We start from the raw sequence: 12,087 nt of genomic DNA on the forward strand, positions 1-12,087 counted from the left end.
GAGGCACCCACGGCTCGAACGCGGGGGGTCGACGACTGACCGCCGGGGACGGCGCCCAAGAGCTATCGGGCCGGGGGACGACCCACCGCCATGACCCGCCACGTGACCCGGGAGAAGCAATCGCCGAAGTACCTCGACGAGGAGGACGTCGACCCCGAGAAGGGCGACGTCGCGGTCTGTCGGTGCGGGCTCAGCGACGATCACCCGTTCTGTGACGGCTCCCACCGCCGGACCGGGGACGAGGGCGACGGCGTCTACTGCTACGTCGACGGCGAGCGCCGCGAGATCGCGAGCGTCACCTTCGTCGACGGCGAGACGCTGGCGGTCGAGACCGCGAACGACGAAACAACCGACTGACAGCTCGGCCGAGTACTTTTGGGCGATGGCGTGAACAGCGATGAGTGTGTACCGCACCGGTCACCTCGGGGTGGCGCTGCTGGTGTTCGCCCCGATCGGCTACCTGTTCGTCGCCGTCGGCGAACCGTTCGCGGCGCTGGTGACCGGCGGCGCGATGCTCTGGCTGGCGATGCTGCCCGACCTCGACCACCGCATCCCGGGGATCCCCCACCGCGGCCCGACCCACTCGCTGCTGTTCGCCGTGCTCGTCGGCGTCGCCTTCGCCGGTGCGGGCGGGCTGCTCGCGGACGGCGTGGGTGTCGTCGACCGCGCGCGGCTGACGACGTTCGGCTTCTTCGTCGGGTTCGTCGCCGTCGGCGCCCACCTGCTGGGCGACGTGCTCACCCCCGCCGGCGTGAACTTGTTCTGGCCGTGGGGCCGGGAGTTCAGCCTCTATCTCACCCGCGCGGACAACACGATCGCGAACTACGGCCTGTTCCTGCTGGGCGTGTTCGCCGTCGCCGCCGCGGGCGCGCTGGCGCTTCAGGGGCTCCCCTGATCGAGGACGAGCACCGCGCTCCGCGCCCAGCGCTCGTAGCCCAGCGAGTTCGCCAGCGCGACCGAGGCGGCCGCCGACTCGCGGGTCCGGTAGCGGACGACGGCCCCGGTGTCGATATCGAACGCGGTCGCAGTGATCAAGGAGACGACCGCGCGCCCGTACCCGCGCCCGCGCTGCTCGGGGTCGACGACGACGCCCACGTCCGGGAACGGGAGGTGGGTCAGCGTCGCCACCGCCACGAGGTCGCCGTCCCGGAACAGTCCCGCCGTCTGGCCGGGCCGGAACACCGGCGACGCGCGCGCCCACTCGTCGTCGGGAACGCGCTCCTGCAGGCGCTCGAAGGCGGGCTCGTCGGCGCCGACGAGGAGCCGCGCCTCGGAGTCGACCGGGGAGAACGAGGGTTCGTCGACGTAGCCGAGACCGTACGGCCCGTAGACGGCGTCGACGCTCGCCCCGCGGTCGGCCAGCGCACGCTCGACCGCCGCGGTCGCTGGCAGGTCAGCGTCCGCGAGCGCCTCGCGGTGTGTCTCGATCGACGTTCGGACCTGTTCGGGCGCGGCGACGACGAGCGCGTCGCCCCGGCGGATCAGGCGGACGGTGTCGTCGGTCGACCCCGCGACCACCGTGACGCCCGACTCCCGGGACGCCGTCGGCGAACAGCCCAGTCGCTCGGCCCAGTGGCGGGCGATCCGGTCATCGGTGTCGGGCGGGAGCGCCATCACTCCCGTCTTGGGCGCGCGAGGGAAAAAGGAGCGGCCGTCTTGAAGTGGCTGCCGGCCCAACCGCCGGCGATGGCCGATCCCGAACTCGACGACGACGCGATGACCCGTTTCGAGGTGCCCGACTTCGAGGACCTCCCCGAGGACCTCCAGGACCGCATCGGCGCGGAGACCGAGGAGGCCGGCTTCACGCCCAACGTCTTCTCGGCGTTCGCCTACAAGCCGAGTCACTTCCGCGCGTTCTTCGACTACCACGACGCGCTCGTCGACGACACCGCGCTCGACCGCGAGGAGGTGGAGATGATCGTGGTCGCGGTGTCGGGCCGGAACCACTGCTACTACTGCAACGTCGCCCACGGCGCGCTGCTGCGGATCTACTCGGGCGACCCCGAACTCGCCGACCAGCTGGTCGCGAACTACCGACAGGCCGACGTGAGCGAGAAGCGCATGGCGATGCTCGACGTGGCGGTGACACTGACCGAGCACCCCGACCGCGTGACCGAGACCGATCTGGAGCGGCTCGCCGAGGTCGGGTACAGTCCGGAGGAGATGTGGGACATCGCCGCCGTGACCGCCTTCTTCAACCTCAGCAACCGGATGGCGATGTTCGCAGACATGCGCCCCAACGAGGAGTTCCACACGATGGGGCGCTGAGCGAGCAACATCGCGCCGGAGCCGGGACGACGGCGCCGACTCCCCGTCCGTTTCGGGAACGCCTATACAACTACGGCAGGTAGTGCCGGTAATGACCGAGACCGAGGACGCCTGGTTCGCCGGCGTCGACCCCGGCGCCGCCGAGGCCGCGGCGGCGATCCGCGAGAGCGAGGCCGACGAGCCCCGCGACTGGCCCGCGCTGGCCGTCGAATCCGGCTTCGCCGCGGACGAGGACGAGTACTACGACCGACTCCACGAGGCGACCGTCGACGCCGCCCGCGAGGCCGCACGGGCGGCCGGGCGCGCCGACGACCAGCAGCTGATCCACGCGCTGCGAGCCATGGACGACGCCGAGCGCACCGCGAACGAACTCGCCGAACGGCTGGAGGAGTGGGCCGGCGCGCTGTTGGACGTGGAGGAGGCCGCCACCGGCCTCGACTTCGCGGCCGTCGTCGCGGCGACGGAGCCCGAGGACGCGACGGAGGAACGGGCCGTCTCGCTGGCCAAGCGGGCGGTCGACCTCCGCGACGAGCGCGACGACCTGCGGGCGTTCGTCGAGCGTCGCGCCCCCGAGGTCGCCCCCAACCTCGCCGAGATGGCCGGGCCGGTGCTGGCCGCGCGGCTGATCTCGCTCGCCGGCGGCCTGGAGTCGCTGGCGAAGAAGCCATCCGGCACCGTCCAGGTGCTCGGCGCCGAGGACGCGCTGTTCGCGCACCTCCGGGGGCACGCGCCCTCCCCCAAACACGGCGTGATCTTCACTCACGAGTTCGTCCGCGGTACCCGGCCCGACGACCGCGGCTCGGCGGCGCGTGCGCTGGCCGGCAAGCTCAGCATCGCCGCCCGGATCGACCACTACTCCGGCGAGTTCCGGGAGAGCGTCCACGAGGACCTGCGCGACCGCATGGAGACGATCCGTGCGCGCGCGGCGGACGCGGGCGGCGAGGGCGACGACGGCGCCGCCGACGCGGAGGTGGCCGATGAGTGAGCTCCCCGCGGGCGTCGAGCGCCGCACCGTCGCGGGCGAGGAGCGCCTGACGACCGCCGGCGACCCCGTCTACGGCGAGCCGACCGTCGACGGCCGGCGGGTCTGGGACGCCGGCCGGTCGAAGCTGGGTGCGATGCTCGAACTCGGGATGGACACCTGTCTCGAGGGCGGCGAGTCGGTGCTCTACCTGGGTGCCGCGTCGGGGACGACCGTGAGCCACGTCGCGGACTTCGCCGGGCCGACGTACGCGGTGGAGTTCGCGCCCCGGCCCGTCCGTGACCTCGTCGACGTGGCGGCGGGCCGACCGACCCTGTTCCCGCTGCTCGCCGACGCGCGGAGCCCCCGTGAGTACGCGGGCGTCGTGGAGTCCGGGCTGGACTGCATCGTGCAGGACGTGGCGACCCGGGGGCAGGCCGAGGTCGCGAACCGGAACGCGCAGTTCCTCGGCGACGACGGCCTGCTGCTCGCGGCGATCAAGGCCCGCAGCGAGGACGTGGTTGCCGACCCGGAGGCCGTGTTCGAGGACGTGCGAGAGACGCTCTCGGCGACCTACGAGATCCTCGAAACCGAGCGACTGGAGCCGTACCACGACGACCACCTCGGGATCGTCGCCCGGAAGCGGTAATCGCTGCCGGCGGCTGCCACGCTCGGCGTTCCGGAGCCGGCACCCTATTTACGCGGGCGCTCTCAGGGTCGAGCAAATGGAGGATCTGGGTTCCCGGGCGAACTTCGACCGGATGGGCACCCTCGGGGTCGAGGAGGAGTTCTACGTCGTCGACGACCGGGGGCTGCCCGTCTCGGGCACCGAGGAACTGGTGTACGGCGACGACGAGCCGCCGGCACCGCTCGCGGAGAGGTTGGACCACGAGCTGTTCCAGTTCACGATCGAGACCCAGACGCCGCTGATCGAGGCCGTGGCCGACGTCGAGGAGAACCTGCTCGCGGTGCGGGAGGCGCTGGTCGACTACGCCGAGGGCCACGGCTACCGGATCGCCGCCGCCGGCCTCCACCCCGAGGCCCGCTGGCGCGAACTCGACCACGCCGAGAAGCCCCGCTATCGCTCGCAACTGGAGCGGATCCAGTACCCCCAGCACCGCAACACGACCGCGGGGCTGCACGTCCACGTCGGCGTCGACGACCCGGACAAGGCGGTCTGGATCGCGAACGAACTCCGGTGGGAACTGCCACCGATGCTCGCGCTGTCGGCCAACTCCCCGTTCTGGAACGGGTTCGACACCGGGCTCGCGTCCGCGCGGTCGAAGGTGTTCGAGAACCTCCCCAACACCGGGATGCCCACGCGGTTCGCGGACTACGAGGCCTACGAGCGCTTCGAGCGCCGGATGGTCGAACGGGGCGCGATCGAGGACCGCGGCGAACTCTGGTACGACGTGCGCCCCCACACCGGCCACGGGACTGTCGAGGTCCGCACGCCGGACGCACAGGCCGATCCCGAGGTGGTGCGGGCGTTCGTCGAGGGGGCCCACGCGCTCGTGACCGATCTCGCGGAGCGGTACGAGGACGGCGAGCGCGGCCCGCTCGGGACCGGCATCCGCCGGGAGCTGCTGGACGAGAACAAGTGGCGGGCGATGCGTCACGGCCACGACGCGACGTTCCTTGATCGCGACGGCGAGTCGACGATCGGACTGGCCGAGGCGGTCGAGCGCACCTGCGACCGGATCGGCGACGACGCGCTCGCGGCGCTGCTCGATCGCGAGAGCGGGAGCCGGCGCCAGCGCCGGATCCACGAGAACAGCGGCAGCGAGGCGCTTCGGGAGTCGCTGGTCCTGTAGCTCAGTACCGGATCGGGTACTCCCGGATCGTCTCGGGGACCTCGTCGCCCCAGAACTTCTGCATCTCCTCGTCGTCCATCCCGCGTTCGGTCTCCAACGCGGCCTCGTAGGCCTCCCGGAGGTCAGTGATCGGTTGGCCCGGCGTGTCGACGCGGAGGTTGTGGTAGAGCTTCGGGGGCTCGCCGTGGACCAGCACGGCCGCGCTGAGGTTGTCGCCGCGCTTGTCGCCGCCGGCGGACTCGCTGGCCTCGAGCGCGGTCAGCAGGCGATCGGTGAACCGCCCGCTCGCGCGTTCGAAGGCGGCGGCGACGGCGTCGATCACGTCGGGGCTCGCGAGCAGGTCGCCCGCGACGGTGTACTCCTCGCCCGTGACGTGGTCGGCGTGGTCGACGCACTTCTCGCCGGTGTGAGCGTAGGTGTTGCCGCCGGCGTCGATGCCGTGGAGCTGGAGGCCGACCGAGCCCTCGCGACCGGCGACGAGCGCCTCGGCCGCCGTCGGGAGCGAGAGCCCACGCCCGAGCAGGTAGTGCAACGACTCCCCGTAGTCGGCGCCGGCGTCCCACGACTGGGTGACGACGGCGCCGTCGGCGCTCACCCAGGGGCAGACCGCCCCCACCGCGGGGAACGCCGAGGCGACGGCGACGCCGTACTGCGACGACTCGGGATCGCGGGCCGCGATCGAGATGGTCACGGCCGCCCCCCGACCCTGGTACTGTCGAACACACGCTAACTCGGGCTGTTGCGGGTTTCAACGTTCCGACCCCGACCGAACGCTTTTGGCCGACCGCGCCACCACCGTCGACCGTGTACCTCTCACACCCCGTTCGGCGGATGCGAGACGATCCCGGGGAGGCGACGGTCGGACTGGTCGTCGAACTCGCCGACGACGCGGATCCGGAGCCGCTGCGGGAGGCCGTCGCGGCGGCGGGCGGCGAGACCGTCGACGATCTGGGGTTCGGCTGCTGGCTGGTCAGCCTGCCGGAGGCCGGCGTCGACGACCTCTGCTCGCTCCCGGGCGTGGTTCGCGTCGAGACCGACGCGACGCTGGAGCGTAGCGTCGACGAGACGGTCGACCCCAGTTCCGCCGAGGAGGAGCCCGACGACTCGACGCGGGAGGTCTGACCCGGCGCGTGGTCAGTCCCCGGTCTTGATCTCCACGCGGTAGCCGAAGGGATCGCGGACGTAGACTGCCGGGGCGGTCCCGGTCGCCCCCTTCAGGTCGCGCGCCTCGCGTTCGATCTCGATCCCCGCGTCCGATAGCTCCCGTTCGATCCCGTCGATCGACTCCTCGACGACGACGGCGACGTGGTCGAAGTGCGTCTCCGCCGGCGGTTCGAACTCCTCGCTCGGACTGACGTGGATCAGGCTCGTCTCCGAGAGCCGGATCGAGAAGATCGGCCGGTCGCCCGCGCGGTAGGCGTCGAGGTCCTCCAGTTCGAAGCCGAGCGTGTCGCGGTAGAACGCGACGGCGTCGTCGACGCGGTCCGCGGGGACGGTGAGGTTGACGTGGTCGAGGTGCGAGGGGTTCACGCGAGGGGGTTCGTGCGGGGTATACAAATCGGTACGGGCCCACCGCAGCAGCTAACTCGCGCCGTGGGCACGGTCGGGGTATGTCCCGATCGGCCGCGGACCGCCGGATCGACCTCGACGGGACGACCGTCGAGTACGCGGTCCGCCACAGCGCCGACGCCACGCGGGCGCGCATCGACGTCGACGTTCACGGCGTGACGGTGGTGGTCCCCGAGGGCGCACGGCTCGATCCGGCGGCGTTTATCCGGGAGAAGGCGGCGTGGGTGCTCGAGAAGCGACGCGAGTTCGCCCGCTACCGCGAGCGCGTCCCCGACCGGACGTTCGAGCCCGGGGAGTCGTTCCCGGTCCTCGGGAGGGAGCGTGAACTGGTGGTCGAGCCGGCCCGCGAGAACCGGCTGACCGACGAGACGATCCGACTCCGGCGGAGTGCCGTCGAGCAGTCGTCGGTGAAACGCGCGCTGGAGAACTTTTACCGAGCGGTCGCACGGGAGCGGTTCACCGAGCGCGCCGACCACTACGCCCCGCGGATGGGCGTCGAGTACGGGCAGATCGAGGTGCGCAACCAGCGCACGAAGTGGGGGAGCTGTTCGAGCACCGGGACGCTCGGGCTGAACTGGCGGCTCATGCTGGCGCCGCCGGCGATCGGCGACTACGTCGTCGTCCACGAACTCGCCCACCTGCGGGAGATGAACCACGGCGAGGCGTTCCGGTCGATCGTCGGCGAGTTCGATCCGGCGTGGGAGGAGCATCGGAACTGGCTACGGGAGCACAGCGCCGAGTTGGTGTTCTCGGCGGACGATCCGTAGGCGTCGACGGCGGTTCGGGCGGTCTGTGACGGACGGCCTCGGTGGCGTAATCGGGGGACGTGGATCAGGCTGTCACCGACTGGCGCTGTGGCCCCTCCCCGTCCGGTTCCGAGTCCGCTCTCGGCAGTGTAACGGTGAACACGCTCCCGTCCGGGCCGGTTTCGGTGAGTTCGACCTCCCCGCCGTACCGGTCGACTAACCGGGCGACGATGGTGAGGCCGATACCGTGGTCCGTCTTCCCCGTCGTCGTCTCGAAGAGCAGGTCGCGCTCGGCCTCGGGGATCCCCGGCCCGTTGTCGGCGACGCGTACCTCGACGGCGTCCGGCGACGTGGATACCGAGACGGTGACGGAGGGGTGTCCGCTCTCGTTGTGTTCGACCGCGTTGTCGAGCAGGTTCGAGAACACCCGTTTGAGGAGTTCGTCCGCACGAACGTACACCCCGTCGGGGATGTTCGCCTCCGTCTCCACGTAGCCGTACCGATCCTCCAGTTTGCCGAGCTCCTCCTTCAGTACGTCGGTGAGGTCCACTGGCCCCAGCTCGACTCCCTCCTCGACGGACTGTAGCAGGAGGCGAACGTCCCTGGTCGTTCCGGTTAGCTCGGTGGCCTGCCGGTCGATGATGTCCAGGTACTCGTAGGCGGGATCGTCCTCGTCGCTCCGGTTTTTGAGGAGGTCGGCGTAGCCGCTGATGACGGCGGCGGTGTTCAACACCTCATGGCGGAGAAGCGAGTTGAGGTAGTCGAGCATCTCGCGCCGGTCCTCGGCTTCCTTCGCCTGAATGGACGCGCGTTCGGCCTTCACGGCGCGTTGTACCGCCCGGGCCTCGTAGTAGCCGATGAGGAACCCCGCAGCGGCGCCGATACTGAGGGACCACCTTGCCCAGCCGACAGCCACCAACGGGTTCGACGGCGGCATCGTGAGCATGAGCGAAACGTTCACCGCGAGGAACCCGACCGCCGCGCCGACTGACCACTTCAGAACTTTGAACTGCTGAGCGGGCGAGAGCGAGGACCGCGACAGATATGCCCCGCCGGCGACGAGTCCCACGAGTCCCGGAACGGTCGTCACGATCCCGATGAGGTACGTCGTATTCACCAGATAGAGCTGGCGAGAAACTGTCAGCCAAATGAACTCGGTTGCCAGGATTCCGCCTAACACCGCACCGAACCCGACCAAAACAGCCCCTGCACGACTATCAAAACTCACTCGTTACTAAAGGGAGCCCGCCAGCCACAATAACGGTACCGTAGACTCGTCGAACCGGGTGGAAACGTTAAACGATCGGCGAGTTCCGGTAAGGGTCCCTGAAAGGAACGAACGCGTCGACGGCGGCTCGGAGAGCTCGTCGCTCGGACGGTTGCGTCGACAGAAATGCGCTGGCTGGGATTTGAACCCAGGTTGTGACCATGGCAAGGTCACGTGATACCACTACACTACCAGCGCGTTCCTTCGCATTCGAACCAAGTGCGGTTTTCTTCTTAAGACTTCCGAAACGTCCCCAATCGACTGCCGGCGCCGGGGTGGCGGCGACGTCACCAGAAATCACAGGTTTCCGGTTGGCGGACGAGAGGGCTCGGCATCGCCAGACGCGAAGCTTCTGGCTAGCAGCCGAGAATCTCTGATTCTCGGCGACATGACGAGAGAGCTTCGCCCTCTCGAACCACTTCGCTCTCGTCAACGCCCGCGGCGACATCCACGAACGACGGTCACGAACGAAAGAAAGCCCCCAGCAGGCGTCTGGAGCCGTGTGACGCCGTCACAGCCGCCATGCTGAGTCGCTACCCTTTTACGCTGTCGTTCGGAACTGACTGTACAGTCCAGTGGCGAGGCACATGACGGGCGACACGACACTCGTCGTTCCGTCGTCGTTGGTCCGGGAGGCCGAAGACAAGCGCGAGGCGACCCGAAAGCTCGGGTACGTGGCTCGCGCGGCGGTCATCTACCGGACCGATCGAATCCTCGTCTTCCCCGATCGGGAAGCCGAGGGCCGCTGGGGTGGGACGTTCGTCCGCACGGTGCTGGCCTACGCGGCCACACCACCCTACCTCCGGAAGGAGGTCTGGGACGAACGGGACGAACTGCGCTACGCAGGCGTCCTCCCGCCCATGCGTGTCTCCCCACGGACCGGCTCCGAGGGTGAAACCCCGGAGTCGAGAGAAGGAATCGTGACCGAGGTCGGACCTGACGATCGCGTCCGGGTCAATTGCGGACTGCAACACCCGATCTCCCTGCTCGTCCCGTCGTCGATGACGGTCGAACGGGGGGAGCGCGTCACAGTCAGGGTCTCTTCGCGAGAACCCGTCCGCGCACGGCTCGTCGACGAGCCCCCTTCGGGGTTCACCGTCGACGCCTGCGGGGACATCCAGGAAGCCCTCGCCCGCGACGACGCGGGCCTGTGCATCGGCACGTCGCGCCACGGGGACGAACTCACCCGTTCGCGGCTCGCCGAACTCGCCCCGCGCTACCGGGACGGCGCCACCGTCGTCTTCGGCTCGCCGGGCCGCGGGCTTCCGGAGATCTTGGGGGTGTCCCCCGACGATCTCCCCGTCGAACCCGACTCGCCCGGGTTCGACCTCTGGCTGAATACGGTTCCGAATCAGGGCAGCGAGGTGGTGCGCACCGAGGAAGCGGTGTTCGCCACGCTCGCCCCGCTCGCGCTCAGGGACTGAGCGCGGAGGAAAACGAACATGCCACAACCAAGCAGACCACGAAAAGGCTCGCTGGGCTTCGGCCCGCGAACGCGTGCGGCGTCGGAAGTGCCGCGTATCCGCTCGTGGCCGGACGACGAGGGGTCCCCTGCACTGCAGGGCTTCGCTGGCTACAAGGCCGGCATGACCCACGTCGTGATGGTCAACGACGAGGAGGACTCGCCGCGGAACGGGATGGAGGAGTCCGTCCCCGTTACCGTCGTCGAGACCCCCCCGATGCACGCGATCGCCGTGCGAGCCTACGAGGATACGGCGTACGGATCGAAGCCGGCTACCGAGGTTTGGGCGTCCGAGTTCCACGACGAACTCGACCGCGCGCTGGACCTGCCGGCGGAGAACGATTTCGAGGGCGACGCTGACGAACTGCGAGCGCTCGTCGAGGAGGGTGCGGTCGACGACCTTCGGGTCATCACGCACACCACCCCCGCGACGCTCCAGAACGTCCCCAAGAAGGAACCCGACATCATGGAGACGCGAGTCGGCGGTGGCTCCCTGCAGGAGCGCGCCGACTTCGCGCTCGACCTGGTCGAGGACGGCGGCGAACACGAGTTCGGCGACGTCTTCCGCGCGGGCGAGTACCTCGACGCATCGGGCATCACGAAGGGGAAAGGGACGCAGGGTCCCGTCAAGCGCTGGGGCGTCCAGAAGCGGAAGGGCAAGCACGCCCGGCAGGGCTGGCGGCGCCGCATCGGTAACCTCGGCCCGTGGAACCCGAGCCGCGTTCGCTCGACGGTTCCCCAGCAGGGCCAGACTGGCTACCACCAGCGGACGGAACTCAACAAGCGCCTGATCGACTTCGGCGAGGGCGACGACGCCTCCGTCGACGGCGGCTTCGTCAACTACGGCGAGGTCGACGGGCACTACGCGCTCGTGAAGGGCTCGCTGCCGGGTCCCGACCAGCGCCTCCTTCGGTTCCGCCCGGCCATCCGGCCGAACGACCAGCCGCGCCTCGATCCCGAGGTGCGCTACGTCTCGACGGCCTCCAACCAAGGGTAACAATCATGAAAGCAACAATCCGAAACCTGGACGGCTCGGACGGCGACGAGATCGAGCTCCCGGCGGCGTTCGAGACGCCGTTCCGCCCGGACCTCATCAAAGGCGCCGTGCAGGCCGCCCAGGCGAACCGAAAGCAGGCCTACGGCGCCGACGAGTACGCCGGCCTCCGGACCCCCGCCGAGTCGATGGGGTCGGGCCGCGGCATGGCGCACGTGCCACAGGAGAACGGACGCGCACGGCGAGTGCCCCAGGCCGTCGGTGGCCGCGCGGCGCACCCGCCGAAAGCGGAGAAGGACCAGGGTAAGAAGGTCAACGACAAGGAGCGCAAGCTCGCGACCCGCTCTGCCATCGCCGCCACGGCCGACGCCGAGCGCGTCGCCGAGCGCGGTCACGCCTTCGACGACGACCTCGAACTCCCGCTCGTCGTGAGCGACGAGTTCGAGGACCTGCAGAAGACCAAGGAGGCCGTCGAGGCCTTCGAGGAGCTCGGCATCCACGACGACGTGGTCCGCGCCGACGAGGGCAAGAGCGTCCGCGCCGGTCAGGGGACGACCCGTGGCCGGAAGTACGACGAGCCCAAGTCCGTGCTGGTCGTCACCAGCGAGGAACCCTCGCGCGCAGCGCGCAACCTCGCCGGCGTCGACGTCGCCACGGCCGAGAACGTGAACGCGGAGGACCTCGCGCCCGGCACGGACGCCGGTCGACTGACGGTCTGGACCGAGAGCGCCGTCGAGGAGGTGGCCGACCGATGAGCGGCATCATCGAGCACCCGCTGGTCACCGAGAAGGCGATGGACCAGATGGACTTCGACAACACGCTCCAGTTCATCGTCCACATCGACGCCGACAAGCCGTCGATCAAAGACGAGATCGAGTCCCGCTACGACGTGGCCGTCGAGTCGGTCAACACGATGGTCACGCCGCAGGGGAAGAAGAAGGCGATCGTCCGCCTCTCCGAGGACGACGACGCACAGGAGATCGCCTCGCGAATCGGGGTGTTCTGA

Annotated in this window: 16 protein-coding genes and 1 tRNA gene; 12 read left to right on the forward strand and 5 right to left on the reverse strand. The window is 69.6% G+C overall.

The features are described 5' to 3' along the window. Positions 1–90 precede the first annotated feature (90 nt). Positions 91–357, forward strand: coding sequence for a CDGSH iron-sulfur domain-containing protein (locus BMZ83_RS00370; protein WP_074874472.1), 267 nt, complete (start codon positions 91–93; stop codon positions 355–357). 46 nt (positions 358–403) lie between these two features. Then, positions 404–895: a metal-dependent hydrolase gene (locus tag BMZ83_RS00375; RefSeq protein WP_074874474.1), complete on the forward strand. Its 492-nt coding sequence runs from the start codon at positions 404–406 to the stop codon at positions 893–895. Here BMZ83_RS00375 and BMZ83_RS00380 read toward each other — a convergent pair. Next, the gene (locus BMZ83_RS00380; RefSeq protein ID WP_074874476.1) at positions 880–1,614 is read right to left on the reverse strand and encodes a GNAT family N-acetyltransferase; all 735 of its coding nucleotides are present in this window, start codon (positions 1,612–1,614) and stop codon (positions 880–882) included. The two genes, BMZ83_RS00375 and BMZ83_RS00380, sit on opposite strands and share 16 nt — an antisense overlap. Before the next feature lie 72 nt (positions 1,615–1,686). Between BMZ83_RS00380 and BMZ83_RS00385 the strand changes: the two genes are divergently transcribed. The 4 genes from BMZ83_RS00385 (at position 1,687) to BMZ83_RS00400 (ending at position 5,043) form a co-directional block, all read left to right on the forward strand. Continuing rightward, on the forward strand, positions 1,687–2,268 hold the full coding sequence (locus BMZ83_RS00385) for a peroxidase-related enzyme (protein WP_074874478.1): 582 nt from the start codon (positions 1,687–1,689) through the stop codon (positions 2,266–2,268). A gap of 91 nt (positions 2,269–2,359) precedes the next feature. After that, on the forward strand, positions 2,360–3,253 hold the full coding sequence (locus BMZ83_RS00390) for an NOP5/NOP56 family protein (protein ID WP_074874480.1): 894 nt from the start codon (positions 2,360–2,362) through the stop codon (positions 3,251–3,253). Then, a complete protein-coding gene (locus BMZ83_RS00395) occupies positions 3,246–3,878 on the forward strand; it encodes a fibrillarin-like rRNA/tRNA 2'-O-methyltransferase (protein WP_074874483.1) in 633 nt (210 codons plus the stop codon). The genes BMZ83_RS00390 and BMZ83_RS00395 overlap by 8 nt, the downstream gene beginning before the upstream one ends. Positions 3,879–3,954: 76 nt before the next feature. Continuing rightward, a complete protein-coding gene (locus BMZ83_RS00400) occupies positions 3,955–5,043 on the forward strand; it encodes a glutamate--cysteine ligase (protein ID WP_074874486.1) in 1,089 nt (362 codons plus the stop codon). Between the two features lies 1 nt (position 5,044). Here BMZ83_RS00400 and BMZ83_RS00405 read toward each other — a convergent pair whose 3' ends face one another. Next, positions 5,045–5,734 (reverse strand): DUF1028 domain-containing protein, encoded by a 690-nt coding sequence (locus BMZ83_RS00405; RefSeq protein WP_074874488.1) that lies wholly within the window; start codon positions 5,732–5,734, stop codon positions 5,045–5,047. Positions 5,735–5,847: 113 nt separating this feature from the next. On the opposite strand from BMZ83_RS00405, the gene BMZ83_RS00410 reads away from it, so the two are divergent. Beyond that, a complete protein-coding gene (locus tag BMZ83_RS00410; protein WP_245748675.1) occupies positions 5,848–6,165 on the forward strand; it encodes a hypothetical protein in 318 nt (105 codons plus the stop codon). A gap of 12 nt (positions 6,166–6,177) precedes the next feature. Here the strand turns inward: BMZ83_RS00410 and BMZ83_RS00415 are convergent, their stop codons facing one another. Then, entirely contained in the window at positions 6,178–6,573 is a 396-nt protein-coding gene (locus tag BMZ83_RS00415) for a VOC family protein (RefSeq protein ID WP_074874490.1), read from the reverse strand. Positions 6,574–6,653: 80 nt separating this feature from the next. On the opposite strand from BMZ83_RS00415, the gene BMZ83_RS00420 reads away from it, so the two are divergent. Further along, positions 6,654–7,379 (forward strand): M48 family metallopeptidase, encoded by a 726-nt coding sequence (locus tag BMZ83_RS00420; protein ID WP_074874492.1) that lies wholly within the window; start codon positions 6,654–6,656, stop codon positions 7,377–7,379. Between the two features lie 64 nt (positions 7,380–7,443). On the opposite strand, the gene BMZ83_RS00425 is transcribed toward BMZ83_RS00420, so the two are convergent. After that, the gene (locus tag BMZ83_RS00425; RefSeq protein ID WP_074874494.1) at positions 7,444–8,586 is read right to left on the reverse strand and encodes an ATP-binding protein; all 1,143 of its coding nucleotides are present in this window, start codon (positions 8,584–8,586) and stop codon (positions 7,444–7,446) included. Between the two features lie 166 nt (positions 8,587–8,752). After that, positions 8,753–8,823, reverse strand: a tRNA-Gly gene (locus tag BMZ83_RS00430). A 389-nt stretch (positions 8,824–9,212) separates the two neighbouring features. On the opposite strand from BMZ83_RS00430, the gene BMZ83_RS00435 reads away from it, so the two are divergent. Genes BMZ83_RS00435 through BMZ83_RS00450 form a run of 4 tightly spaced genes read left to right on the forward strand, consistent with a single transcriptional unit; the run spans position 9,213 to position 12,087 of the window. After that, positions 9,213–10,049 (forward strand): putative RNA uridine N3 methyltransferase, encoded by an 837-nt coding sequence (locus BMZ83_RS00435; RefSeq protein ID WP_074874496.1) that lies wholly within the window; start codon positions 9,213–9,215, stop codon positions 10,047–10,049. An 18-nt stretch (positions 10,050–10,067) separates the two neighbouring features. Further along, positions 10,068–11,084 carry a 50S ribosomal protein L3 gene (locus BMZ83_RS00440; RefSeq protein ID WP_074874498.1) on the forward strand — a complete coding sequence of 339 codons (1,017 nt, stop codon included), beginning with the start codon at positions 10,068–10,070 and terminating at the stop codon, positions 11,082–11,084. Positions 11,085–11,089: 5 nt separating this feature from the next. Beyond that, the gene (gene rpl4p / locus BMZ83_RS00445) at positions 11,090–11,836 is read left to right on the forward strand and encodes a 50S ribosomal protein L4 (RefSeq protein WP_074874500.1); all 747 of its coding nucleotides are present in this window, start codon (positions 11,090–11,092) and stop codon (positions 11,834–11,836) included. Next, positions 11,833–12,087, forward strand: a complete 255-nt coding sequence (locus tag BMZ83_RS00450; RefSeq protein WP_074874502.1) for a 50S ribosomal protein L23 — start codon at positions 11,833–11,835, stop codon at positions 12,085–12,087. The genes rpl4p and BMZ83_RS00450 overlap by 4 nt, the downstream gene beginning before the upstream one ends.

Source organism: Halolamina pelagica (genome assembly GCF_900115675.1).
Lineage (GTDB): Archaea > Halobacteriota > Halobacteria > Halobacteriales > Haloferacaceae > Halolamina > Halolamina pelagica.